Origin of the sequence: Micromonospora sp. NPDC005324 (assembly GCF_040607155.1) — a bacterium.
GTDB lineage: Bacteria > Actinomycetota > Actinomycetes > Mycobacteriales > Micromonosporaceae > Micromonospora > Micromonospora trifolii.
The window spans coordinates 43,468-67,553 of the sequence record NZ_JBEXGE010000027.1; the positions used below are offsets into that span (position 1 = coordinate 43,468).

Below are 24,086 nucleotides of genomic sequence, written 5' to 3' on the forward strand. Positions count from 1 at the left end.
GTGCCCCGCAGGTCTGCCCACCCCCATCATTTCGCCCGTCTCGATCGACTCTTCGGAGGGATCTTCGTTCCGGTCGCCGCAGCGTTCGTCGCGTTGACGCTGGTTGCCGGATCGGCGTCCCCCGTCTCGGCCACCGCCGCCGCCAGAGCGGCTGCCGTCGACGACGGCCGGCTCAACGTGCTGTTGTTCTACAAGCCCAATTTCCACGCTTCTCACGTGCAGGCGCGCCAGGCTGTGCGTGACCTGGTCACCCAGCTCGGCACCCAGTACAACCAGCCCGTGGACATTCAGGAGACCGACGACCCCGCGGTCTTCAACACGGCGAACCTCGCCGCTCGGGACACTGTGGTCTTCGCGCAAACGGGTGGCGTGCTGTTCAACGCGGCGCAGCGCAGCGCGCTCGAGGCCTACATCCGCGGCGGTGGCGGCTTCATGGGCCTGCACTACACCGGCTGGTCGGTCGGTGAGAGCGAACACGACGTCAACCCGTTCTACGCCCGCCTGGTCGGAGCCGTCTCCGAGGGGCACCCGGAGAACCCCGGCGTCCGGCCGGGCCGAGCCGTGGTGAGGGACACCAACCACCCGCTCACTCAGGGTGTGCCGGCCACGATCACTCGTAGCGATGAATGGTACGACTGGGTCGTCAACCCGGCGCCCAACGTCCGTACCCTGATCGAGGCCGACGAGGCGTCCTACGGCGGGGGCCGCCAGGGCACCTCGCACCCGATCACCTGGTGCCAGAAGATCGACTCTGGTCGGTCCTGGTACACCGCGATGGGGCACGAGGGCACGGCGTACTCCGAGTCCTACATGCGCGCCCAGATGAAGAACGGCCTCGCCTACGCCGCCGGGCTGTTGCCCGCCGACTGTTCACCGCCGACGAAGGATCGGGGCGGCGCCTGGAGCGGCGTCACGCCATGGCCGCTGATGCCGATCAACATGGCGTTGACCTCCGACGGCAAGGTGCAGTCGTTCGGCAGCGTCGGGGGCTGGGGCAACGACACGACGCCGTACGACTGGACCGGCAACGACTCGATCACCCAGGGCGGCCAGATGGAGGTCGACGTCTGGGATCCCGCCCAGCCGCGCACCCTGGCGAATCTGCGCGCCGGCATCCTGCCGAACGTCACCTACACCGACCTGTTCTGCTCCATGCAGGTGCAGAACCCGCACGACCACTCCACGATGACTGTCGGCGGCGACGACAGTCTGGGCGGCAACAGCCCGAACGATGCCGCCATCGGCGTCACCAGCTACACCACCAACAACGGGCTGCAGAACGAGGCGCCCATGAACTACCCCCGCTGGTATCCGACCGGCACCACCATGCCCAATGGCGATGTCGTCGTCCAGGGCGGCAGCCTCCGTGGCGGGCCCGGTGGACCTGGCGTGCTCACCCCGGAGATCTACACCCCCGAGTCGGGCTCAGGCTGGAAGACGCTCACCGGCGCCAGGAGCCCGGCGGCGTACGGCGACGGCGGAGCCGACCACGCCGGTGCGGACGAGAACCGTTGGTGGTACCCCCGCGCGTTCGTCGCGCCGGGCAGCGGAAACCTCTTCAACATCAGCGGCACACAGATGTTCGAGCTCAACCCGCAGGGCAACAACGGCACGGGACAGCTGGTGCTGCGCGGCACGCTACCCGCCGGCATCGCCAACCAGGGCACCAACGGCAACCCGGTCGGTGCGACGTCCACCGCCACGATGTACCGCCCCGGCAAGATCCTCCAGGTCGGCGGGGGCTGGTGGGCGAACGGTGGCGGCCCGGACGGCGCACGCGCCGGCTTCACAGTCGACATCACCGGTGGCACGGCCAACCCGGTCATCGCGGCGACCGACCCGATGAAGTACCAGCGCCACTGGGCGACCTCGACGGTTCTGCCCGACGGCGACGTGCTCGTGACCGGTGGCGGCCGTGAGAACAACGGTGCTGGCGGATACGTCACGAACGCCGAGATCTGGGACCCGGAGACCGGCGACTGGAGCGAGGTCTCGGTGCCCTACGAGCACGCTCGGCTCTACCACTCCGCGGCCCTGCTCCTGCCCGACGGCCGTGTGATGATGGGCGGCGGCGGTGCTCCCGGCCCACGCAACTACACGGACGTGGAGTATTACTCCCCGTCGTACCTGTTCAACGGCGATCAACTCGCCCCGCGCCCAGTGATCACCACCGCGCCGCAGAAGATCGGCTACAACGGCAACTTCGCGATCACCGCGTCCGGCGCCGTCTCGCGGGTCTCGCTGGTCCGCAACGGTTCGGTGACGCACGGTTTCAACAACGATCAGAACTTCCAGGACCTGGCGTTCAGCCAGTCCGGTTCGACGGTGAACATCACCGCGCCGGTCAACGGCACGTACGCGCCCCCCGGTTCGTACATGCTGTTCGTCTTCGACGCCGCCGGCACCCCGTCGGTCGCGAAGATCGTGCAGATCGACCCCTCGGTGAAGCTGACGCAGCTGAACCCGCGCGTCGTCGACCAGTTCGAATACCCGCGCGTACCCACCGAATGGCGCACCAGCAACCCGCCGGCCGTCGTCGACGTCGCCGCCGGCAACGCCCGGATGGCACCGTGGACCGTCGAAAGCCCGGTCCAGTTGGTCCGCGGCACCGCTACCGGTCAGGGCGGCCTCGGCCTCACCGGTTACCAGCTCAGCCTGGGCAACGCGGGCAGCATCAAACGCACCATCAACGGTCTCACCCCCGGAAGTACCTACCGGATCTCACTGCGCTACGCCCGCGACAGCCGATCCGCCTCGGCGGCCGGCGCGGCAACGGCCGCACTGACGGCCGGCAACCTGAACGCCACCATCACGGCCACGACAGGCCTGCCCTCGACGGGTGCCTACGGCACGTACGTCGGCACCTTCACGGCCGCGACGAGTTCGCTGACACTCGGCCTGAAGGCCCCGGGAACCGGCGCTGGCCTGATGATCGACGACCTGGTGATCGTGGGCGATGACGCCCCGGTGGTTCCCGGTGTCCCAGTCCGTTACGAGTTCGAGGAGGGCCAGGGCACCTCTGCCGCGAACACCGGCGCCCCCGGCGGTGCCGGGCCGGCCATCCTGACCGGAACCACAGGCTGGTCCACCAACGGTGTCATCGGCAAAGCCATCAACCTGCCCGGTGGCAGCACCGCCAACGCGGTAGACCTGCCGGACAATCTGCTTCAGGGCGCGGCCAACTTCTCCACCGGGTTCTGGGTGCGCCCCGACACCTTGAGCAACTGGACCGGGCTGTTCCACATCGGCGACGGGCTCGGCTCCGCCGGGAGCTACTTCCAGATCCAGATGCAGACGCAGGCGGGCGGCAGCACAGGGCTCGCCGCCACCTTCAAGGCGAAGAGCAGCGCCACCGAGGAACGGATCTACGCCAGTCCGGCCCGGGACGTGGCCGCCAACCAGTGGAACCATGTGGCCTTCACCCGCCAGGGCGCGGTCGGCACGCTGTACCTCAACGGTGAGGCGATCGCGAGCCGGACCAACCTGACAATCGACATGAGCGGCATCGGTCCGACAGCCAACAACTGGCTGGGCCGCAACGGATACCCGGACGCCGCGTTCGACGGTCTGATGGACGACGTACGGGTGTACACGTCCACGTTGAGCGCGGCGGAGGTAATCGCGATGTATCGCGAAGGTGCCGCAGTCCGCTACACCTTCGACGAGAACCAGGGTGTCTCCGCTGCCAACACGGGAACGACGCTGTCGGTCGGCGCAGCCACCCTGCAAGGCACGGCGTCCTGGAGCACCGGTGGCCGGTTCGGCAGCGCGGTGTCACTGCCGGGTGGTCCCGCGTCCTCGAACAATCAGGTCCGGCTGCCTGACAACATCGAGGCCGGCCTGGACGAACAGTTCACCGTGTCCTTCTGGGCGCGTCCGGACCTACTGCCGAACTGGGTGCCGCTGCTGCAGATCGGCAGCAGCACGGACACGTTCTTCCTGCTTCAGTCATCCACGAACGGCGGGACTACCGGGTTCGGTGCCACGTTCAAGGCCCCGGGGGTGCCGGCGCAGGAGCGGCTCCTTCTCGGCGCGGGCAGGGATCTGCCTCTCAACGAATGGACGCACGTGGTGTTCACCATGAGCGGCTCGACTGGAAAGATCTACTTCAATGGCATCCAGCAGGCCATTCGAACTGATTTTCCCATCGGCATCGGCGGCGTCGGCGTGGGCGGCACCACCACGGCCAACTTCATCGGCGGGACGAGCTGGGGGGACGCGAGGTTCGACGGCTTGATCGACGACGTCCGGTTGTACAGCCGTGAACTCAGCGCCGAGCAGGTAACGCAGTTGCACGCGGGCCGCCGATGAGCGCGTAGGAATGTCCACGCAGGCGTGGGCCCTGGGAACCTCTCCAGGGCCCATGTCTCGGGCAGCTCGGGTACGGGGCGGAGATGACGAAGGCGGCCTGTTGAATGGGCCGCAGCAGTCCTGCGGGTCTGCCGTAGCCGATCTTTTGCTTCGGCCAGCAAAAGATGACTCGATTTCTGCAAAACATCTAGACGTTTGGATTAAAGAATCCTAGATTGATGTCACCAGGCAGCGGCGTGCCAGGCCAACCACCCGAGATGACATCGATGTCATCGGTTGACCAGACACGTCGTTGAGCGGATGCCGTGTCGGCGATCGAGTGTCGTTGTCCCGCTCCCCCTGGAGGAGAAGTGTTCGGACCCTTCCGACGAGTGCGCCTGTCTGTGGCGGGTGGGCTTACCGCCGCACTCGCTGTCGCCAGCCTGTGGTTGCCCACCGCAGCCACGGCCGCACCCGCAGCCCCACCACCGCAGGAGCCCGGCGTCACACTCCGGATCTTCGACCTGCAAACCTCTCTGAACAGCCTCTGCACGCTGAAGGCGGCACAGACACCGAACATCGACAAGGTCATGTCGACGATCAACTGGACGACGGCAGCCGAGTTCGGGTTGGAAGACAACTTCCTGGCCCAGGTCTTTGGCAACGTCAACATCCCGCAGGCCGGCAGTTACTCGTTCCGGTTGACAAGCGATGACGGCTCACGTCTGCTGATCGACGACACGCTGGTGATCAATCACGACGGCCTGCACGGAGCCGAACCGAAAGACGGCTCCATCAACCTGACCACCGGCTATCACTCGTTGCGCATCGAGCACTTCGAGGCAACCGGGGGACAGCAACTGACACTGCAGTGGCAGACGCCCGGCTCGACGTCGTTCGTGAATGTTCCCAACTCGGCCCTGAGCACCGACGCCGGCGTCGTGCGGGTGACCGCTCCGGGCCGCAAGGAGTGCGAAGCCACCGGCGACTCGCCGGGCGACGGCTTGCCGTTGACCTCCGTGCACCCGAATTTCTCGCTGACCAACCTGCGACCCAACGGCTTCCAACCGAAGGTCACCGGGATGGACTGGCTGCCCGACGGTCGCCTGGTCATCTCCACCTGGGGCGGCAACGACCAGTCCGGCTCCTCGCAGGCCGGTGAGGTCTACATCCTCTCCAACACAGGTGGCAGCACGTCACCCGGGAACGTGACGACCAAGCGCATCGGCAGCAACCTCAAGGAGCCGATGGGGCTCAAGGTCGTCGACGGCGTCGTCTACGTCACGGAGAAGGCGCGGCTGACCAGGCTGGCCGACACCAACGGCGACGAGGTCGCCGACCAGTACCAAACCGTCGCGACCTGGCCCTACGGCGGCGGCTTCCACGAGTTCGCCTTCGGCCTGCTCTATCAGGATGGGTTCTTCTACCTGAACCTGTCGGTGGGCATCGACTACGGCGGCAACACCACGAATCCGCAGACGGTCGCCAACCGTGGAACGACCATCAAGGTCAACAAGGACACCGGCGCGGTGTCGTACGTAGCTGGTGGACTGCGGACGCCGCACGGCATCGGTTGGGGACCGGAGAACGGCATCTTCGTCACCGACAACCAGGGTGGCTGGCAACCAGCGTCAAAGCTGGTGCACATCAAGCAGGGTCGCTTCTTCAACCACTACCTGAACCCGGCGGGCCCGTTCGACAACGCGCCGGTGACCCAGCCGGTGATGTGGATGCCGCAAAACGAGATCGGCAACTCGCCGAGCACGCCGCTGCTGATGCCGACCGGCACCTACGCGGGCCAGTTCGTGATCGGTGATGTCACCTACGGCGGGTTGCAGCGGGGCTTCGTCGAAAAGGTCAACGGCGAGTACCAGGGTGCGCTGTTCCGCCTCACCCAGGGCTTGGAGGCCGGTGTCTCGGAGGTCAACCTCGGACCGGACGGCGCCATCTACGTCGGCGGGCTCGGGGCCGGTGGTAACTGGGGCCAGTCCGGCAAGCTCAACCACGGGTTGCAGAAGCTGACCCCGAACGGCGGTAACGCCTTCGACATGCTGGCCATGCGGGCCCTGCCCAACGGGTTCGAGGTCGAGTACACCCAGCCGCTGTCCGCAGCGACCGCCAGCGCCCTCGCGACCAAGTACCGGGTGAAGCAGTGGCGTTACGTCCCGACGGCAGCCTACGGCGGCCCGAAGATCGACGAGGAGACCTTGTCAGTGTCCTCGGCGACCCTGTCGGCCGACGGCAAGAAGGTCACGCTCGCGATCAACGGCCTGAAGCCCGGCCGGGTGGTGCACATCCGCTCACCGAAGCCGTTCGCGGCGAGCAACGGTCAGTCGCTCTGGAACACCGAGGTCTGGTACACGCTCAACGCGATCCCCGGTCAGGCCGTCGCCACCAACCTCGCCCTCGGCAAGCCGGCAACCGCCGACAGTTCCTGCGCCACCGCGGAAGGCCCCGCCAAGGCGGTCAACGGCACCATCAACGCCGGCAACACCGACAAGTGGTGTTCGCTCGGCACCAACAAGTGGCTGCAGGTGGACCTCGGCTCGACGCAGAACGTCAACAGGCTGGTGGTCCAGCACGCCGGCGCCGGCGGCGAGGACGCCGCCTGGAACACCCGCGACTTCAATCTCCAGGTCAGCACCAACGGCACCTCCTGGACGACTGTCGCGAACGTCACCGGCAACACCGCCAACACCACCACGCACACCATCGCCGCCACCCAGGCCCGCTACGTCCGGATCAACGTCACCACCGGTGGCACCTCCGGCAACGGCGCCGCCCGGATCTACGAGTTCGAGGTCTACGGGGGTTCCACCCCACCGGCCGGCAACATCGCCCTGAACAGACCGGCAACCGCGGACAGCTCCTGCTCGGCCACCGAAGGCCCTGCCCAAGCGGTCAACGGCAGCGTCAGTGGAGGCAACACCGACAAGTGGTGTTCCCTGGGCGCCACCAAGTGGCTACAGGTCGACCTCGGCTCCAGCCAGAGCGTGAGCCGCTTCGTCGTCAAGCACGCCGGCGCCGGCGGCGAGGACGCCGCCTGGAACACCCGCGACTTCAACCTCCAGGTCAGCACCAACGGCACCTCCTGGACGACTGTCGCGAACGTCACCGGCAACACCGCCAACATCACCACCCACGACATCACCACCACGCAGGCCAGGTACGCCCGGATCAACGTCACAGCGGCCACCAGCACCACTGACACCGCCACCCGCATCTACGAGTTCGAGGTGTACAGCGCCGCCGGCCGGGTGACCCTGTTCAACGGGTCCAACCTGGACAACTTCCAACACGCCAACGGCAGCCCGGCCACCTGGCCGCTCGCCGGCGGCGGAATGGAGGTCCTGGGCGGCGACATCAAGACCAGGCAGGCATTCGGCGACTTCAAGCTGCACGTCGAGTTCTGGCTGCCAAACCTACCGCCGGAGATCACCGGCCAGGCCCGGGCCAACAGTGGCATCTACCTCCAGGACCGCTACGAGCTCCAGGTCCTGGACTCCTTCGGAGACACCACCCCCGCCAACAACGAAGGCGGCGCCATCTACGAGAAACTGGCCCCCTCGGTAAACGCCGCCACCGCGCCACAGACATGGCAGACCTACGACGTCACCTTCCGCGCTGCCCGGTTCAACGCCTCCGGAGCCAAGACGGAGAACGCCCGGGTCACGGTCGTGTGGAACGGCGTCACCATCCACAACAACGCCCAGATCACCGGCTCCACCGGCAACGGCGCAGCCGAAGGCCCCTCCGCCGGTCCGATTCGTCTGCAAGACCACGGTGACCCTGGCGCCAACATCGTCTACCGCAACATCTGGGTCGAACCGATCAGCTGAACCATCGCGGGCGGGAGGAGTGGCGCGGCGCCCCTCCTCCCGCCCGCTGGTCACGCACTGGTACTCCCCGCATCCGTGGACTCGCGGATATGTCTCGCGCCGTCAGGACAAGCGGCGGGCCTGAGCATGCGTGGTGCACCGCCCGACGAGTCCGCGGACCGTCCCCCCGCAACATCCGGCTCCACCCGCTACTTCCCAGGAGAGTCACGATGTCCGTCCTCATCTCCCGGCTCGCCGCACTGCTGACAGCCGGCATCTCCGCCGGGATCGGCGTCACGGCGACGCCCGCTGCGGCGACTGCCGCTCCCGCCAAGCTGGCCATGATCTGCAACCGGCACTGTGACGGTCGTGATGCCGCGTTGGCGCCGTCCGATCGGGCCGCGGTCACGGCGACGATCCACGGCCGGCAGATCTCGCTGCACTTCAACGACATCGACGCCATGTCCTGGGCCAACATCGGCAACGGCAACCCCGGCGACCAGACCTGGCTCGAGCGGTCATTCGACGGCGGTCGCACCTACGCCGCCGACGGCCGGCTCGGTCTGACCCCGATTCCCACCGGCGTACGCACCGGCCGCACCGCCATGCACAACGTGGACAACTGGGCGACCAACCGTGTCGGGGCGTTGCGCGCCTGCGGCAAGGCAGGTGATCGGCCCGAGACGGCTTGCACCACCTGGGCCCGCTCGACGTGGAACGCCAGCAACCGCCGGACCGCCGCCGCCACCGGCCTGATGATGAGCTACAACCTTGACACCGGTCTGTTCGACACGACCGGCTGGTGGAACTCCGCGAACGCACTCACCGCCGTGATCGAGAACATCAGGGTGAGCGGGATGGGCAGCTACCGGTACGCGATCGCCAACACCTACGACCGCAATGTCAACAAGTGGCTCGGTCAGTTCCGCAACGAGTACCTCGACGACACTGGCTGGTGGGCCATGGCCTGGATCGCCGCCTACGACCTGACCGGCGAGGCGCGTTACCTGGCCACCGCCCGCGCCGCCGCCGATCACATGAGCGCCTACTGGGACACCCGGTGCGGCGGCGGCATCTGGTGGAGCACCGCCAGGGCCTACAAGGCGGCCATCGCCAACAGCCTCTACCTACAGGTGACCGCAGCGCTGCACAATCGCATCCCGGGCGACACCGCCTATCTCCAGCGGGCGCAGCAGGAGTGGGCCTGGTTCCAAGGCACCGGCATGATCAACAGCTCGAACCTGGTGAACGACGGGATCAGCCTGTCCACCTGCCGCAACAACGGCAGTGCCGTGTGGTCGTACAACCAGGGTGTGCTGTTGGCAGGATTGACCGAGCTGCACCGCGCCACCGGCGACGCGGCGCTGCTGACACGGGCCCGGCAGATCGCGAACGCCGCGACCACCAGCACCCAGCTCAACTCGGGCGGCATCCTGCGCGATCCGTGCGAGCCGAACAACAACTGCGGAGCCGATGGCGCGTCCTTCAAGGGCCCGCACGTCCGAGGGCTCGGCCAGCTGAACGCCGCGCTCAGTGACCATCCGTACACCGGTTATCTGCGGATGCAGGCCGACACGGCGTTCGCCAACGATCGCACGGCGTTGGACACCTACGGTCTGCGGTGGGCCGGACCGGTCGACGTCACCGACGCGGCCCGTCAGCACATAGCGGTAGACCTGCTCAACGCCGCTCCATAACACGTTCGCGCCCGGGTCACCCCGACGAATCCAGTTGCTGGGCTCTGGGCTCAGCGGACACCGGCTGGCGCCGGAGCGGGCTCCAGCGCCACGGTGGCCAGCGGCACCCCCTGCTCCACCGCCCACGACAATGCGTGCCTGACGTCGGTGACCGGCAGGGGTCGGCGGGCGGTCACCGTGAGGGCGGCGTGCACATCGAACGCGACGAACGGGTAGGAGCGGGCCAACCCGGCGACACCCTCCCGGATCCGGTCGGTTACCTCGATCGCCTGATCCTCGTCGAGTGAGGGCAGCACCAGCAGATATTCGTCCTCTGCCAGCCGGACCGCCCGGTCGTTGGGGCGCAATGGCGCGGTGAGCGCGCCGAGCACGGCCTGCGCCTCCCGGGCGGCGCCGCGCCGGCCGAACCGTTCCGGCGCCTCGGCCGGCTCGGTCACCCGAACCGCGACCAGCGCCACCGGCAGGATTCCGGAGGCGGTAACCCCGTCCAGGCCGGTCCAGCGCCGCATCGCCGCGTCGTCGAGCAGCGTGGCCGGTTGCGCCGAAACGTCATCCGGTCGGCGGGTGGTGTCGAGCGCGACCCGGTCCCGCTCGGCGCGCCGCACCAGCAGCCGGATCGCCGCCTCGCCTCGTGTCTCGCCAGGCGTCGCCGGCAGCTCACGGGTCCGGCCCAGCACGTCGTCGAGCACCAGCAGCGCGGCCCGGGGCAGCCGGTCACCGAGTTGCCCGCGCAACCGGACCATCTCGTGCAGCGCGTCGTCCCGCCGAAAGCTCCACCCGCCGTCGAAAAGCCGCCCGGCCTCGAGCGTCGCCGCAGTGGGCTCCACCTCCATCCGGTCATGGGCCACCAGCGCCGCACCGAACCGCGGCGTGAGCACCAGCACCGACCACTCCCGGGCCAGCGGCTCCGCCGCGTCCAGCAGCACGCCGTACGTCCCCTGCGGCAGCGCGGGCGGGGTGGGACCAACCATCCCGATCACGGTGACCGCCGCGGTCGCCGCGATGCGCTGGTAGAGCGCGCTCTCCCGTTCGAAGTACGGCATCCGCTGAAAGAGCGCCACGACCACCAAGGGCCCGTCCTCGGCGGGCGCCAGGGCCGCCCGCTCGATCGCGTGCGAGACAGCGACGAGGCTGCGCTTGGTCAACCGCTCCGGGACGCGTCCACTCTGCAGCACTGGCCGAGCCTAACCGCCTCACGGCGCTGCCGCTGTTGTGGACGCGGTGTCCGGCGCCACGACCTGTTCGGTTGGCGATCTGCCCCCGGCACCACCGACCTGACCTCGACCAGGAGTTGCCCGCACAGCGGCGGCGATGCCCGATCGGCATGAACACCGCCACTTCCGTCTTCGACGGCATGCCGGATCGCTGCCAGTGTCGAGTCCTGCCCGACCGGCGCTGTCCGGCGCCGGGGGCCACGGCACCCACAAGGAGCGATCATGGTTCTTGCGACACACCGCCTGGTGACCGCTGTGGCAGCGGTGTTCCTCGCCGCATGCGGCCCCGCCGGTGCCGCCGAACAGCCGACGCGGGATCGTCCGATGACGGCGACCACGTCATCCGGCGCCGACCGCGACCACGAGTTCCGGCATTTGGAGGAGGAGTTCGACGCGCGGCTGGGGGTCTACGCGATCGACACCGGCACCGGTCGCACGGTGCAGTACCGAGCCGACGAGCGGTTCGCCTTCACCTCGACGTTCAAGGCGTTGGCCGCCGCCGAGGTTCTCGACGAGACCACCGACGCCGAGCTGGACCGGGTCGTGCGGTACTCGGCGGACGACCTGGTGACCTACTCGCCGATCACGGAGCAGCACGTCGCCGACGGAATGACGCTGCGCGCCATCGCCGACGCCGCCGTGCGCTACAGCGACAACACCGCCGGCAACCTGCTCCTGCGCCAGCTCGGCGGACCGCAGCGGTTCGAGAAGGAACTGCGGGGTGTCGGCGACAGGGTCACCGATCCGGCGCGCTACGAAACCGCGCTCAACGAGGCGAGGCCGGGCGACCGGCGGGACACCAGCACCCCGCGGGCCCTGGCCCAGGATCTGCGGGCGTACGCCGTCGGCGACGCCCTCGAACCGGCGGACCGCGACGTGCTCACCGGTTGGCTGCGGGGCAACACCACCGGCGGCGAGCTGATCCGCGCCGGTGTGCCTGACGGCTGGGTCGTGGGGGACAAGACCGGTGCCGGCGGCTACGGCACCCGCAACGACATCGCGGTGATCTGGCCGCCGGATCGTGCGCCGATTGTCCTCGCGGTGCTGTCCAGCCGCGACCAGAAGGACGCCGGTTACGACAACGCCCTGATCGCCCGGGCGACCGAAGTCGTGATCGCCACGTGGTGTCGGTGTGCCGGCCAGCCCGGGGTTCGCACCGTCGGCTGGCTGCATCACGCGGATCGAGGTTGACCAGAATGCGTAAGCGTGATCACAGAGCCCTGACCAGCACCGTGTCGCTACTGGCCTGTGGCCTGTTGGCCGGCGTGGCGGTCGCGGCAGTCGCCGTCCCTCCGGTGGCCGTGTCCGGCCTGGGGGCGAAGGCCGGCGCGGAGGCGTTCGGCGCGTTGCCGAGTGAGTTGACGGTGGCCCGCGCGCCGCAGATCAGCTACCTGTTCGCCGCCGACGGCAAGACCCCGCTGGCAACCGTGTACGACGAGAACCGTCGCGACGTGAAACTGACCGAGGTGGCGCCGGTGATGCGCAAGGCGATCATCGCCGCCGAAGACCACGACTTCTACCGGCACAACGGGGTCGACCTCGCCGGCATCGCCCGCGCCTTCGTCAACAACTCCTCCGGCGCCCAGGACCGGCAGGGCGCCTCGACGCTGACGATGCAGTACGTGCGGCTCGCCCTCGCGTACTCGGCGGACCACCCGGCCGACGTGGTCGCGGCGACGGAGGACACCAGCGCCCGCAAGGTGCGCGAGGTGCGTTACGCGCTCCAGGTCGAGAAGGACTACGCCAAGGACGAGATCCTCGAGCGCTACTTGAACATCGCCTCCTTCGGCAACGGCGCGTACGGCGTCTTCGCCGCCAGCCAGGTCTACTTCGGGAAGCCACCGAGCAGTCTCACGATCGCGGAAGCGGCTCTGCTGGCCGGCATGGTGAAGGCGCCCACCACCAACGACCCGACCACCCGTAGCGGCCGTGTGTTGGCGCTGGACCGGCGCAACTACGTGATCGGCAACATGGTCACGACCGGTGCCGCCACACAGGCGGAGGCCGATGCCGCCAGGGCGGCCCCGCTGGTGGTCACTGGCAAGCGCCCCCCGAACGGTTGCGTCACCACCAACGAGAAGCGCTGGGGATTCTTCTGTGACTACTTCTACCGCTGGTGGCTGTCACAGGAGGAGTTCGGCGCCACCCCGTACGACCGGGAGCGGCGGCTCAAGGGCGGCGGCCACCGGGTGGTCACCACCCTCGACGCCCAGGTGCAGCGCGGCGCCGACCGGGCCGTGCGCAGGGCCAAGGGCGAGACCGCCAAGGAGGCTGCCATGGTCGCCGTGGTCGAACCCGGCACCGGCCGCGTCCGCGCCCTCGCCGTGAACCGCACCTTCCGGATCGACGACCCGGAGCATCCGGCCAACAAACCCCACAGCGACCCGAAGCAGCGGGCGAAGAGCACTGTGGGCAACTACCCCAATACGGTGAACCCGCTACTCACCGGCGGGGACGGCATCACCGGCTACCAGGCCGGCTCGACCTTCAAGATCTTCACCGTCGTCGCCGCCCTGGAGAAGGGCATCCCCCTGAGCCACACCATCGACGCGCCGCAACGGTTCCGGTCGGAGTACGTCATCGACCGCGCCAGTCCCACCGCGTGTCCCGGCACCGACCGCTACTGCCCCACCAACTCCGATCAGAAGGCCGGTGGCGCGCTGAACATGTGGAGCGCGTTCGCCCGGTCGACCAACACCTACTTCGTCCCGCTGCAGCAGCAGGTCGGCGCCGAGAACGTGGTCGACGTGGCCAAGCGGCTCGGCATCCAGTTCCGGGTCGACCGGGAGAACCGGTGGGCCGCCGACCGGGAGGCCGCCCACGACTGGGGCGCGTTCACCCTGGGGGTCTCCGCCACGACCCCGCTGGAGTTGGCCAACGCATACGCGACGCTGGCCGCGGACGGTACCTACTGTGTGCCGACTCCGGTGCAGGAGATCCGCGGCCCGGACGGCAGAACGCTCGACATCGCCAGGCCCCGCTGCGAGAAGCGCGTCGCCACCGATGTGGCCCGCGCCGCCGTCGACGCCGCCCGCTGCCCCGTGGGCGACGACTCTGCCACCAGCCGCTGCGGCGGCAGCCGTACGGCCGCGCAGGTGAAGGCCGCCGTCGACGCTCCGGTCGCCGGCAAGACCGGCACCACCGACGCGGAGAACTATGCCTCCCTGGTCGCGATGACGAAGCAGTACGCGGTGGCCGGCATCCTGACCGACCCGGACTGGCCTCAGTCCAGCGTGAAGATGCGGCACCAGCAGCGCAACGGCATCAATCCGCCGGTCTACGAGAGCCTGGCTGCGGCGATGCACGGCAAGCCGCGCATCGATTTCTCGCCCGCACCGGCCGACCTCGCCAGGTGAGGTGGTCGGGGCGCCGTCGACATCGCCATGGTGGCGCTGGTCTGGCTGCACGAGCGGCGAGCCCGGGTCACCAGCGCGGGCTAACCCCACCAGGGCAGGGTGCCCGTCCGCAGGTGATCGTGCAGCCCCCGGGCGACCTGGGCCATCGTCGCCTCGCTGCCGGGCTGCGCGACGGCGGGCACCCGGGACGCGGTGAGCGCGGCGACCGCGTACGACTGCCCGTCGGCATGATCCACCACCCCTACCTCGTGGCGCAGGTGCAGCAGGGTGCCGGTCTTGGACGACCAGCGGGACGCGTCGGAGGTGAAGTCGGGGGCGAGTCGCTGCCGGTGCAGGTTGTCGGCCATCAGGGCGCGTACTCGGGCGGCGGCGGACTCGTGGATCGTCGAGGGCCGCCAGAGGGCGTGCAGCAGGTCGACAAAGGCTCGCGCCGACCCGGCGTTGGCACGGGTGACGTCGAGTTGGGCGACTGGGTGGCCCTGCCCGGGGGTCGCCGCGCCGATGGCGAGGGAATGCGCCAGGTGCACGCTGTCGGGCCCGAGGCGTTCCGCCGGCGTCTCGGCGAGGTCGCCGACCCGGTGCCGCACGGCGATGCCCTCGATCCGGAGTCGCCGGAGTTCGGCGGCGACCGCGGCCGGCGGGATGAGGTCGAACAGGGCGTCGGCGGCGACTCCGTCGCTGACGGAGGTGCTCAGGTAGAGCAGGTCGTCCACGGAGATCCGCGCAGGATGGCGGAAGCGGCTGAGCCCGGTCGGGCCGGGGGTGGTGATCCGACCGGGCGCGACGTCGACCGGCGTCGCCAGGTCGAGTTCCCCGCGCACGACCCGCTCCAGGACGGCGACCGCCAGCGGCACCTTGAGCAGCGACGCCGTCGGGTACGGGGCGTCGGCGTCGAAGCCGATCTCCTGGCCGGTGTCGAGGTTGCGGACGAGGAAGGCGCCGTGTAGCCCTGCCTCGTCGAGCAGGTCACGCGCGTTGCGTACGACGGCGGCGGCGCTCATTCCGGATCTTCCGTCGAGCGGTCACCGGGTGCGCGATTCCCGCCCGGACCCGAGGGGCCGGTGGCCGCGCCCAGGCATCGTGCGACGTCCGCGTACAGAACTGTGCGGAGGTGGTCGAGGTCCTCGCGTACGCCGGCGGCGACGTCGTAACCCCGTAACAGCCGCGGGCCGGCGAGGGGGCACCAGTGCAGCGCGAAGTCCTCGGCCTGCTGACGAGAGCAGAGCAGCAGATCGGGGGAGCCGAGGGCCGCTGCTGCGGCGTCGACGAGGGACGGCACGACCGATACCTGAGCCGGTGCCAGGCCGGCCGACTGGCCGGCGCGGGTCAGCGGGTCCCGCAGGTGCGCGACGTCGTCCTCGGGCTGGATCAGGATCCGCCGACGTGCCTGCGTGCGGGCTCGCCCGCTGCGCAGCGTCTCCAGGAACACCGTCGCCGCCGGGAAGGGAGTCCGGGCGGCCAGCCCGAGCGGCACCCGCCAGGCTGCCGTTCCTTCCGGAACCGCCACGATCCCGGTACCGACCTCAAGGGTCTGGCAGAGCCGTTCGCGCTCCTGCGGACCGGCCGGCCGTACCTCAAGGTGGATCCACTGCCGTCGTGCCGCGACCACCAGGGCTGCGAGGCGGTGCGGCGGACAGATCTCGGGTACGGCGACCCGCAGCGGCCGCAACCGGGCCCGCTCGGCGTCGTCGGCCATGGCGTCGGCGAGGTCGACCAGGCGTCGCGCCGTCGGCAGCATGTCCTGCCCGAACGGGGTCAACCGGACCGCGCGGGACGTCCGGTCGAACAGCCGCGCCCCGAAGTGCTCCTCGAGGGCGGCAATGCGGCGGCTGGCGACCGACTGGGGAATCCCCGCTGCGGCGGCGCCGGAGGTGAAGCTGCCGCGGCCGCTGACGGCGACGAAGGCCCGACAGCCGGCGACTAGATCCATCCACCGAACCTATACCCGGAACGCATGGACGAGGCAGCAGGGAGCCCGATCAGCATCGTTCGGTGGGCGGTTCGCGATGAACGCAACGCGGGCCATGCGCTGGCGAGTTCGTGGTACGGGTCCACAGCCACCACGTCTGCCAGCCCCGTCGACGCCGTCCTCACCTCATCGGGTGGCGCTTGGCGAACTCCCAGACGATCTCGCTGGCGTCGGGGCCTGCGTGATCGGTGTACCTGCCGTCGCCGTCCGGGCCCGGCCAGGCGTGCCCCATGTCCTGGACGCGGTACGCCTCGACGATCGACGTGCCGTTCGGTGCCTTGATCGTCGAGTGCGCGTACGCGTGGCGGCCCATCGCGGCCGGCACGGACACGGTCTCCTCGGTCTGGTCGAGGCTGTCGTTGGGCAGTTCGTCGTCGACGAGATCGCCCACCGTGGTCCAGTGTTCGACGAGTCGGGTGGCGACCAGGGGTGGGACGACCTCGTCCTCTTCGCCCTGAATGACCAGCAGCGGCACCTGTCGGGCGCGGCTACCCATCTGCGCCCGGGCCTGACGTGCCGTGTCCAGCGGTGGCGTCGCGTCCGGGTCGTCCGGGTCGACCTGGTCGAGTCCGTACTCACCGCCCGCCACCGAGGTCACCGTGGCAAACACGTCGGGGTAGGTCGCGCCGAGGATCACGGCCGTCCCCGCGCCGGACGAGGCGCCCGCCACGTGCACCTGGTCGGGATTCGCGTCGTACTCCTCGACGACCTGGCGGGCGACGCCGGCGAGCAGCGCGGGTTCGCCGGTCTGGCGGTGTTGCTCCCGAGGGTCCGTCGAGTTCCAGCAGTTGATCGGACTGCGGAAGATCCGTTGCGTTGGGTAGACGACGATGAAGCCTTCGCGATCGGCCAGGCTGTTGAACTGCGTCGTGGACTTCATGGAGTTCCACCCGTAGCCGGTCATCGCGCAGCCGTGAATCGCCATGACGACAGGCAACCGGGCCGTCCCGTCGTGCTGAGGCGGAAGGTGGACCTGGTAACGCTGCGAACCGGCGTCGCTCTCGTACACGTGGTTGCGGTCCCCTTCCTGCATCCACCACGGCAGGCCGAACTGGAGAGCGGTCGTGCCGACGCCGATGGCGACCAGGACAGCGACGAGGGAGGCGGTGACGATCCATGGCCATCGCCGTCGACTGGGCGGAGGAGCGGACGGTTCGAGTTCGGCATCAGGCGCGGAGGGTGGGGCAGTCATTCGGGCGATCCTCTCTCAACGGGTTGGGCCTTAGATGGTCGCCGTCGCGGCGGTGGGGCGTGCGCGCGGCGGCGCTGCCTGCATGCATGGTGAGGATGCGTTCGCCAGGATCGACTCACGGATGGCGCGAGCGCGCTCGTTGTACCCATGACAGCAGCGGTCGCGGCCATCCGTCAGTGCAACCACGTCACGGCTACCAGTGACGTGGTGTCACTGGTCGTGGCCAGTAGCTGCGGTCACTCGACGGGAGGCCTCCGAACGGTGGACGGCGACCGCCCCTGTGGGCCGGCCCCGCTCAAGGGGCACCAGTGGTACGTGGGTACCACTGGCGGCCGGAAAGTGTCGACTGCGGTACCACGATCCTGGCGCTGCGCGAATCTAGCGTGGCGAGCATGATTCAGGTACGCGAACTCACCAAGCGATACGGTGCGAAGACGGTCGTCGACCATCTGTCGTTCACCGCGAAGCCCGGACAGGTCACCGGCTTCCTCGGCCCCAACGGCGCCGGCAAGTCGACGACCATGCGGATGATCGTCGGCCTCGATGCGCCGACCTCCGGCGACGTGCTGGTCAACGGCAGGCCGTACGCATCGTCGAAAGCCCCTCTGCGCGAGATCGGCGCGCTGCTCGAGGCGAAGGCCATGCACCCGGGCCGCACGGCGGTGAGCCACCTTCTCACCCTGGCTCGTACGCACGGCATTTCTCGCTCGCGCGTCGACGAGGTTCTCGGCCTGGTCGGCCTCTCGGCCGTCGCCCACAAGCGGGTCGGCACCTTCTCCCTCGGCATGGGCCAGCGGCTCGGCATCGCCGCCGCGTTGCTCGGCGACCCGGCCGTGGTGATGCTCGACGAACCGGTCAACGGCCTCGACCCGGAGGGTGTCCTCTGGGTGCGCAACCTGCTCACCGGCCTGGCCGCCGAGGGCCGCACCGTGATGCTGTCCTCGCACCTGATGAGCGAGGTCGCGCTGATCGCGGACCACCTGGTCATCGTCGGCCGGGGCAAGCTGCTCGCCGACACCACCGTGGCCGACCTCGTGACCGCCGAGGGCGTCCGGGTCGTCACCGCCGCCCCGGACGCGCTGCGCACGACGATCGCCGGCCCGGGCGTCACGGTCACCTCGACCGGCGCCGAGGAGCTGTTCGTCGCCGGCACCTCCGCCCGCAAGATCGGGCTGGCCGCGGCCGCCCGCGGCATCCCGCTGTTCGAACTCACCCCGCAGAACGCCTCGCTCGAAGAGGCGTTCATGAACCTGACCCGCGACGCTGTCGAATACGAGGCCACCCGATGAAGATCACCCCTGGCGGCGTCGTCGCCGCCGAATGGACCAAGTTCTCCTCGCTGCGCTCCACCTGGATCACGACCGGCATCTCCGTCGTCCTTCTGATCGCCTTGGGCGTGATCGCCTCGGCTTCGTTCTCGGGCGACAACCTGAGCTCGATCGATTTGGCCCTGTCCGGCAGCTTCCTGGCAGCCCTCTCCGTCGGCGTGCTCGGCGCGCTGCTGGGAGCGGGCGAATACACCACCGGCATGATCCGGGCGACCCTCGCCGCGGTGCCTCGCCGGTTGCCGGTGCTGTGGTCGAAGAGCCTCGTGGCGGGGTCGGCGGCCTTCGTCACGATGACCGCCGGTGCCTTCGCCGCCTTCGCACTGGGGTCGGCCGTGCTCAACGACAAGGTCGGCGGCCTGGGCCTCGGCGACGACGGCGTGCTGCGGGCCCTGCTCGGCGCCGGCCTCTATCTGGGCCTGGTCGCGGTGCTGGGCGTCGCGCTCGGCATGCTCGTCCGCTCCAGCGCCGGAGCCATCGCGATCCTGGCCGGTCTGCTGCTGATCGTGCCCGGTCTGGCCGCGCTGCTGCCGGATTCGATCTCCGAAGCCATCACCCCCTACCTGACGAGCAACGCCGGTAGCGCCGCGATGGCGCTGACCCAGACCGACGGCACCTTGGCTCCGTGGACCGGTCTCGCGGTCTTCGCCGGGTACGTGGTCGTGACGCTCGCCGCGGCGGCGTACCGGCTCAAGATGACCGACGCGTGAGCGGGTAAGGGGAGAATCGGCTGATGAGCACGCAGGGATGGCTGGTGGACCGGCAGGCGCGGGTGCGGGCCTTCGACCGGCGCCACCCGTGGGTCATGGACACCCTGGTGGCCGTCCCGATCGTGCTCTTCAGCATCCCCAACCTCATCGAGAGTCCCCTGTCGGCGGCGATCGCGACCCTGGTCGTGCTGCCGCCGCTGTACTGGCGGCGGCGGTACCCGTTCCCGGCGTTTCTGGTCACCGCGACCATCGAGTTGATCCAGGGATTGCTGGACGTCCGCGTCGGCGCCGGGGTGATCCTGCTCGTGATGCTGTTCGGGGTGGCCTCCCGCGCTTCGTGGCGGGCGCTGGCCTGGGCATCCGGGATCAGCCTCGCGCTGCTGGTCACCGAGATCTACCTGGTCAACCCCGTGCCCGTGACGCAGAGCCGCCTCATCACGCTGCTCCTGTCGATCGGCACATTGGGGGCCGCGATCGCGTCCGGCGTCGCGGTGCGCACCCGCCGGGCGTACCTCATCGCCCTTGAGGACCGCGCCGCCCGCCTGGAGGTCGAGCGGGATCAGCGGGCCCGCCTCGCCGTCGCCGAGGAGCGAGCCCGGGTGGCCCGCGAGATGCACGACATCGTCGGCCACCACGTCTCGGTGATCGTGGGCCTGGCCGACGGCGGCGCCGCGGTCGCGACCTCGCGGGCCGAGCAGACCGCCGAACCGCTCCGGTTGATCGGCGACACCGGCCGGCAGGCGCTGTCCGAGCTGCGCCGGGTACTGGGCGTGCTGCGCGAGAGAGACGCCGATCCGCAGCTGAGCCCGCAGCCCGGCATCGACGATCTCGACCAGCTGCTGCCGAGCGTGCGGGCGGCGGGACTGCCAGTCACCTACTCCACCTCGGGCGAGCTGCACACCCTCGGTCGGGGCGTGCAACTCGCGGTCTACCGCATCGTGCAGGAAGCGCTCACCAACACCCTGAAACACGCGGGACGCGGGGCGGCCGCGGACGTCACTCTCGCTGCCTGCGATGGAGAGGTACGGGTACGGGTACGCGACGACGGCCGTGGCAAACCCGCTGCTCCGAGCCACGGCTTGCTCGGCATGCGGGAACGCGCCGCCATGTACGGCGGGGTGGTGACCGCGGGCCCGGCCGAGCGGGGCTGGCTCGTCGACGTAGTCCTCAGGGAGCCCTCATGACCACCGTGCTGATCGCAGACGACCAGCAGTTGCAACGGATGGGTTTCAAGATGCTGCTCGATGGCACCCCCGAGATGACAGTGGTCGGCGAGGCCTCGGGCGGCGCCGAGGCGGTGCGGATGGTGGAACAGACCCGCCCTGACGTGGTGCTGATGGACGTGCGCATGCCCGGCATGGACGGCATCGAGGCCACCCGCCGGATCACCGCGGCCGGCTCGCGAACCCACGTGCTCATGCTGACCACCTTCGACTTGGACGAATACGTCTACGCCGGACTGCGAGCCGGAGCGAGCGGCTTTCTGCTCAAGGACGCCCGCCCCGAGGAACTGATCGCCGGCATCCGTGCCGTCGCGAGCGGAGACTCAGTGGTAGCCCCCAGCCTGACCCGCAAGCTGATGAACGCCTACCTCAAGGACTCGGCACCGACCAGACCTGCGGACCCCCGCCTGAGCAGCCTGAGCGAGCGAGAGCGAGAGGTCCTCGAAGCAATCGGCCGGGGCGCCACGAACACCGAGATCGCCGAACGCTTCACCCTCACCGAATCCACAGTGAAAAAGCATGTCGGACGCGTCCTGGCCAAAATCGGAGCGCGGGACCGAATCCAGGCGGTCATCTTCGCGTACGACAACGGCCTGGTCGAACCACGCGCCTGAGCACATTCCGTCACAGCTCAGTGGCAGAACGAGGGGACCAGCTCGGTCAGTGCTCGTGGTCTGCGGCGAGATCCTTGTTCGCATCTGCGCCGCGCAGGGTGATGAAGGCCCAAACCGCGGTGACGACCATGATCACGGCACCGGCGATACCGGTGATGGTGATCGCTTCGGTGAACGCGGCCATGGCGGTATCGAGGATGGAGGTTCCCGTGCTGCCACCGACCTCGCTGGCCACCAGCAGGGCTTCTGCCATTGTCGAGGACGCTCGTTCGGCTACGCCTGCCGTCAGGTCGAGGGCTCCGGTTCCCGCGGTGACGGCCCGCGTGTACCAGGCGACGAGTACCCCGCCCAGGATGGCCGTACCCAGCGTCGTGCCGATCTCGTAGGCGGTCTCCGATGTCGCGGCGGCCTGTCCGGCTCGTTCGGGCCTGACCGAGCTCATGATGATGTCGTTGCTCAACGTGAGGCTTGTGCCCGCGCCCAGCGCGACCAGCGCCAGCGAGGTGGCGACCAGCGCGGGACTCGAAGTCGGCGTCAGGAAGATGGTCAGTCCGAAGCCGACGGCGGCGATCAGGAGTCCGGCGGTGATGACATATGCGGGCAGGAAGCGCTTGACCAGCGCTGCCGCGAGGACGGCGGCGACCGCGGCCATGACCGCCTGGGGCATCAGCCAGACGGACGCCTCAAGCGGGTTGAGGCCGAGGACCAACTGGAGGTACTGAACGAGGGCGACCAGCGCGCCGACCATCGCGAAGACCGACAGCAGGTCCCCGACGACGGCGCCGCGGAAGTAGCGCAGTTTGAACAGCCTGACCTCCATGAGCGGAGTGGGAAGCCTGAGCTGTCTGCGGACGAACAGGACGACGGCGATCAGGCCGATGATCAGGGTGGCGATTCCGAGAGCTACGTCCTTGCCGCCGGTGAGGGTCTTGATGGCGTAGACCACTCCGATCATGCCGACCAGGGAGAGCGCGACGCTGAGGATGTCGATCCTGTGCAGGTCAGGGTTGCGGCTCTCGGGCAGCAGGAGCGGGCCGAGGACGAGCAGGAGCAGCATGACGGGGATGTTCATCAGGAAGGCGGCCTGCCAACTGAACGTCTCGATGACCCAGCCGCCGACGATCGGCCCGATCGCCGCACCGACCGAGGCCATCGCCCCCCACACGGCCATGGCGTACCGGCGCTGCTGCCGGTCGAGGAACATGTTGCGCACCAGCGACAGTGTCGAAGGCATCATGATCGCGCCGCCCACGCCCAGGAGCACGCGAGCGCCGATCAGCATCCACGGCGCTGTGGCCAACGCGCCGGCCACGGAGGCGATCGCGAAGACGACCGCGCCGATGAGCAGGTTGCGCCGCCGCCCGAACCGATCGCCCACGGCGCTCATCGCCACGAGCAGACCGGCGAGGACGAGCGAGTAGGTGTCGATCATCCACAGCTGCTCCGTGCCCGTGGGACTCAGCTCGGCGGAGATCGCGGGCAGGCCCAGGATCAGGACGGTGCCGTCGATCGTGATCAGCAGTAGGGGCAGGACGAGCACGGCTAGACCGAGCCAGGTCCTGGCTGTGGCCTTGGGAGGGGCGTCTTTCACGAGAGTTCCTTCTCAAAGTCGGGTGACCGATGGTCAGGAAACAGCTTACCGACCATATGGTCTGCTGAAAAGCACAGCAGGACTTTAGTAAGGAACCACGGTTCGGCTGAGGTTCTTCCCACCCAAGACCGAGGCGGGGAAGCGGCTGCTCTGGCAGGCGACCGGCCAGCCGGGGTCGTCCCGGGGCGGTGTGAGTCCACACGGATCCCGCCGATGGCGGGGATCGGCGATCTCAGACTCGTGGTGGCGTGTCTCGCCGCTGGGACGCGGGAGCGGCGTCGGGGATCAGACGGGCGTGTGGAAGGTGCCGTCGGTAGCGAGGTCGAGCAGCAGGCGACGAGCCGTCGCGATGCTCACCTCGTCCTCTTCCCCGTGCAGGGCCGCGGCTGCGACACCCTCGGCGGCTCGGCGCACGATCTGGATGCGCTCGGGGCCGAGCCCGTCCAGGGCGAACTGCTCGCTCCACCACGCGCTGTTCTGGTCGATGACCGACGCAACCGCAGGAATCGCGTACAGACCACTCCACATCGGCACAGACGTCACGTCAGGCGCAGCCAGAGCGTCGGTGCTTCCTGCGCAGAGCGCGCGAACGTAGGCACGAAGCATCTTGCCGGGATGGTTCTCTGACAGGTCGAGGTGGCTGACAACCGCCTCCCGGAAGCGCTCGTACACATCTTCCACCACGGCGATCACCAGGTGATCCCGACTCCCGAAGTGGTGGATCAGACCGCTCTTGGACACTCCGGCGACCGATGCGACCTGAGCCAGGGTGACGGCGGCGCCCTTCTCGAGAATCACCTGGGTGGCGGCATCGAGAACCGCGCGCCGCGTGCGCTCGGTGTTGCGCGTCTGTCGCACGTCGACCGCCGGATCACCTGCCATGCGTCTACGTTACTACTGACCAACTGGTCGATAAGACGGCACGCCCTGCCGGAAGTGTGGTCCGTGCCTCGGTGGCCTGGTCGGGTCTTCGCAAGCGTGTCGAGGCGGAGAGCTTTGCAGGTCTGTCATGGGGCCGTTCGGGTATGCGCGGCTGGACAGCGCCTCACTCCGAGGTCTGTTCCAGCCTGTGAGGTAAGAATGCCGG

Annotated in this window: 15 protein-coding genes; 9 read left to right on the plus strand and 6 right to left on the minus strand. The window is 69.0% G+C overall.

The genetic code is table 11. The features are described from left to right. From ABZS40_RS25120 to ABZS40_RS25130, 3 genes are all read left to right on the plus strand, one after another. A complete protein-coding gene (locus tag ABZS40_RS25120; RefSeq protein ID WP_354945896.1) occupies nucleotides 1-4,311 on the plus strand; it encodes a LamG-like jellyroll fold domain-containing protein in 4,311 nt (1,436 codons plus the stop codon). Nucleotides 4,312-4,682: 371 nt separating this feature from the next. After that, on the plus strand, nucleotides 4,683-8,129 hold the full coding sequence (locus ABZS40_RS25125; RefSeq protein ID WP_354945898.1) for a discoidin domain-containing protein: 3,447 nt from the start codon (nucleotides 4,683-4,685) through the stop codon (nucleotides 8,127-8,129). Nucleotides 8,130-8,338: 209 nt separating this feature from the next. After that, nucleotides 8,339-9,805 (plus strand): glycoside hydrolase family 76 protein, encoded by a 1,467-nt coding sequence (locus tag ABZS40_RS25130; RefSeq protein WP_354945900.1) that lies wholly within the window; start codon nucleotides 8,339-8,341, stop codon nucleotides 9,803-9,805. 50 nt (nucleotides 9,806-9,855) lie between these two features. Here ABZS40_RS25130 and ABZS40_RS25135 read toward each other — a convergent pair whose 3' ends face one another. Then, a complete protein-coding gene (locus ABZS40_RS25135; protein ID WP_354945902.1) occupies nucleotides 9,856-10,980 on the minus strand; it encodes a DICT sensory domain-containing protein in 1,125 nt (374 codons plus the stop codon). A 261-nt stretch (nucleotides 10,981-11,241) separates the two neighbouring features. Between ABZS40_RS25135 and bla the strand changes: the two genes are divergently transcribed. Both bla and ABZS40_RS25145 read left to right on the plus strand, forming a co-directional pair. Next, nucleotides 11,242-12,210, plus strand: a complete 969-nt coding sequence (gene bla, locus ABZS40_RS25140; RefSeq protein ID WP_354945904.1) for a class A beta-lactamase — start codon at nucleotides 11,242-11,244, stop codon at nucleotides 12,208-12,210. A 5-nt stretch (nucleotides 12,211-12,215) separates the two neighbouring features. Next, nucleotides 12,216-14,375 (plus strand): transglycosylase domain-containing protein, encoded by a 2,160-nt coding sequence (locus ABZS40_RS25145; protein WP_354945906.1) that lies wholly within the window; start codon nucleotides 12,216-12,218, stop codon nucleotides 14,373-14,375. Between the two features lie 80 nt (nucleotides 14,376-14,455). On the opposite strand, the gene ABZS40_RS25150 is transcribed toward ABZS40_RS25145, so the two are convergent. The 3 genes from ABZS40_RS25150 to ABZS40_RS25160 all read right to left on the minus strand — a co-directional run bounded on the left by ABZS40_RS25150 (nucleotide 14,456) and on the right by ABZS40_RS25160 (nucleotide 17,536). Next, nucleotides 14,456-15,376 (minus strand): serine hydrolase, encoded by a 921-nt coding sequence (locus tag ABZS40_RS25150; protein ID WP_354945908.1) that lies wholly within the window; start codon nucleotides 15,374-15,376, stop codon nucleotides 14,456-14,458. Next, the gene (locus tag ABZS40_RS25155) at nucleotides 15,373-16,305 is read right to left on the minus strand and encodes a LysR family transcriptional regulator (RefSeq protein WP_354945910.1); all 933 of its coding nucleotides are present in this window, start codon (nucleotides 16,303-16,305) and stop codon (nucleotides 15,373-15,375) included. The genes ABZS40_RS25150 and ABZS40_RS25155 overlap by 4 nt, the downstream gene beginning before the upstream one ends. Before the next feature lie 160 nt (nucleotides 16,306-16,465). Continuing rightward, nucleotides 16,466-17,536 (minus strand): PHB depolymerase family esterase, encoded by a 1,071-nt coding sequence (locus ABZS40_RS25160; protein WP_354945912.1) that lies wholly within the window; start codon nucleotides 17,534-17,536, stop codon nucleotides 16,466-16,468. Nucleotides 17,537-17,928: 392 nt separating this feature from the next. Between ABZS40_RS25160 and ABZS40_RS25165 the strand changes: the two genes are divergently transcribed. Genes ABZS40_RS25165 through ABZS40_RS25180 form a run of 4 tightly spaced genes read left to right on the plus strand, consistent with a single transcriptional unit; the run spans nucleotide 17,929 to nucleotide 21,408 of the window. Beyond that, nucleotides 17,929-18,825 carry an ABC transporter ATP-binding protein gene (locus tag ABZS40_RS25165; RefSeq protein ID WP_354945967.1) on the plus strand — a complete coding sequence of 299 codons (897 nt, stop codon included), beginning with the start codon at nucleotides 17,929-17,931 and terminating at the stop codon, nucleotides 18,823-18,825. Next, on the plus strand, nucleotides 18,822-19,571 hold the full coding sequence (locus tag ABZS40_RS25170; protein WP_354945914.1) for an ABC transporter permease: 750 nt from the start codon (nucleotides 18,822-18,824) through the stop codon (nucleotides 19,569-19,571). Before ABZS40_RS25165 ends, ABZS40_RS25170 begins: the two co-directional genes overlap by 4 nt. A 23-nt stretch (nucleotides 19,572-19,594) precedes the next feature. Continuing rightward, a complete protein-coding gene (locus ABZS40_RS25175) occupies nucleotides 19,595-20,755 on the plus strand; it encodes a histidine kinase (RefSeq protein WP_354945916.1) in 1,161 nt (386 codons plus the stop codon). Further along, a complete protein-coding gene (locus ABZS40_RS25180) occupies nucleotides 20,752-21,408 on the plus strand; it encodes a response regulator transcription factor (protein WP_354945918.1) in 657 nt (218 codons plus the stop codon). The genes ABZS40_RS25175 and ABZS40_RS25180 overlap by 4 nt, the downstream gene beginning before the upstream one ends. Nucleotides 21,409-21,454: 46 nt before the next feature. Here ABZS40_RS25180 and ABZS40_RS25185 read toward each other — a convergent pair whose 3' ends face one another. Together ABZS40_RS25185 and ABZS40_RS25190 are read right to left on the minus strand one after the other, a co-directional pair. Continuing rightward, nucleotides 21,455-22,999 carry an MFS transporter gene (locus ABZS40_RS25185; RefSeq protein WP_354945920.1) on the minus strand — a complete coding sequence of 515 codons (1,545 nt, stop codon included), beginning with the start codon at nucleotides 22,997-22,999 and terminating at the stop codon, nucleotides 21,455-21,457. A gap of 285 nt (nucleotides 23,000-23,284) precedes the next feature. Then, nucleotides 23,285-23,881 (minus strand): TetR/AcrR family transcriptional regulator, encoded by a 597-nt coding sequence (locus ABZS40_RS25190; RefSeq protein ID WP_354945922.1) that lies wholly within the window; start codon nucleotides 23,879-23,881, stop codon nucleotides 23,285-23,287. Nucleotides 23,882-24,086: the final 205 nt, after the last annotated feature.

Excerpts from the sequence above, each read along its gene's own strand:
- ABZS40_RS25160 (WP_354945912.1), bottom strand. The coding sequence starts at position 17,536 with ATGACTGCCCCACCCTCCGCGCCTGATGCCGAACTCGAACCGTCCGCT.
- ABZS40_RS25155 (WP_354945910.1), bottom strand. The coding sequence starts at position 16,305 with ATGGATCTAGTCGCCGGCTGTCGGGCCTTCGTCGCCGTCAGCGGCCGC.
- bla (WP_354945904.1), top strand. The coding sequence starts at position 11,242 with ATGGTTCTTGCGACACACCGCCTGGTGACCGCTGTGGCAGCGGTGTTC.
- ABZS40_RS25145 (WP_354945906.1), top strand. The coding sequence starts at position 12,216 with ATGCGTAAGCGTGATCACAGAGCCCTGACCAGCACCGTGTCGCTACTG.
- ABZS40_RS25175 (WP_354945916.1), top strand. The coding sequence starts at position 19,595 with ATGAGCACGCAGGGATGGCTGGTGGACCGGCAGGCGCGGGTGCGGGCC.
- ABZS40_RS25165 (WP_354945967.1), top strand. The coding sequence starts at position 17,929 with ATGATTCAGGTACGCGAACTCACCAAGCGATACGGTGCGAAGACGGTC.
- ABZS40_RS25130 (WP_354945900.1), top strand. The coding sequence starts at position 8,339 with ATGTCCGTCCTCATCTCCCGGCTCGCCGCACTGCTGACAGCCGGCATC.
- ABZS40_RS25150 (WP_354945908.1), bottom strand. The coding sequence starts at position 15,376 with ATGAGCGCCGCCGCCGTCGTACGCAACGCGCGTGACCTGCTCGACGAG.
- ABZS40_RS25180 (WP_354945918.1), top strand. The coding sequence starts at position 20,752 with ATGACCACCGTGCTGATCGCAGACGACCAGCAGTTGCAACGGATGGGT.
- ABZS40_RS25170 (WP_354945914.1), top strand. The coding sequence starts at position 18,822 with ATGAAGATCACCCCTGGCGGCGTCGTCGCCGCCGAATGGACCAAGTTC.
- ABZS40_RS25190 (WP_354945922.1), bottom strand. The coding sequence starts at position 23,881 with ATGGCAGGTGATCCGGCGGTCGACGTGCGACAGACGCGCAACACCGAG.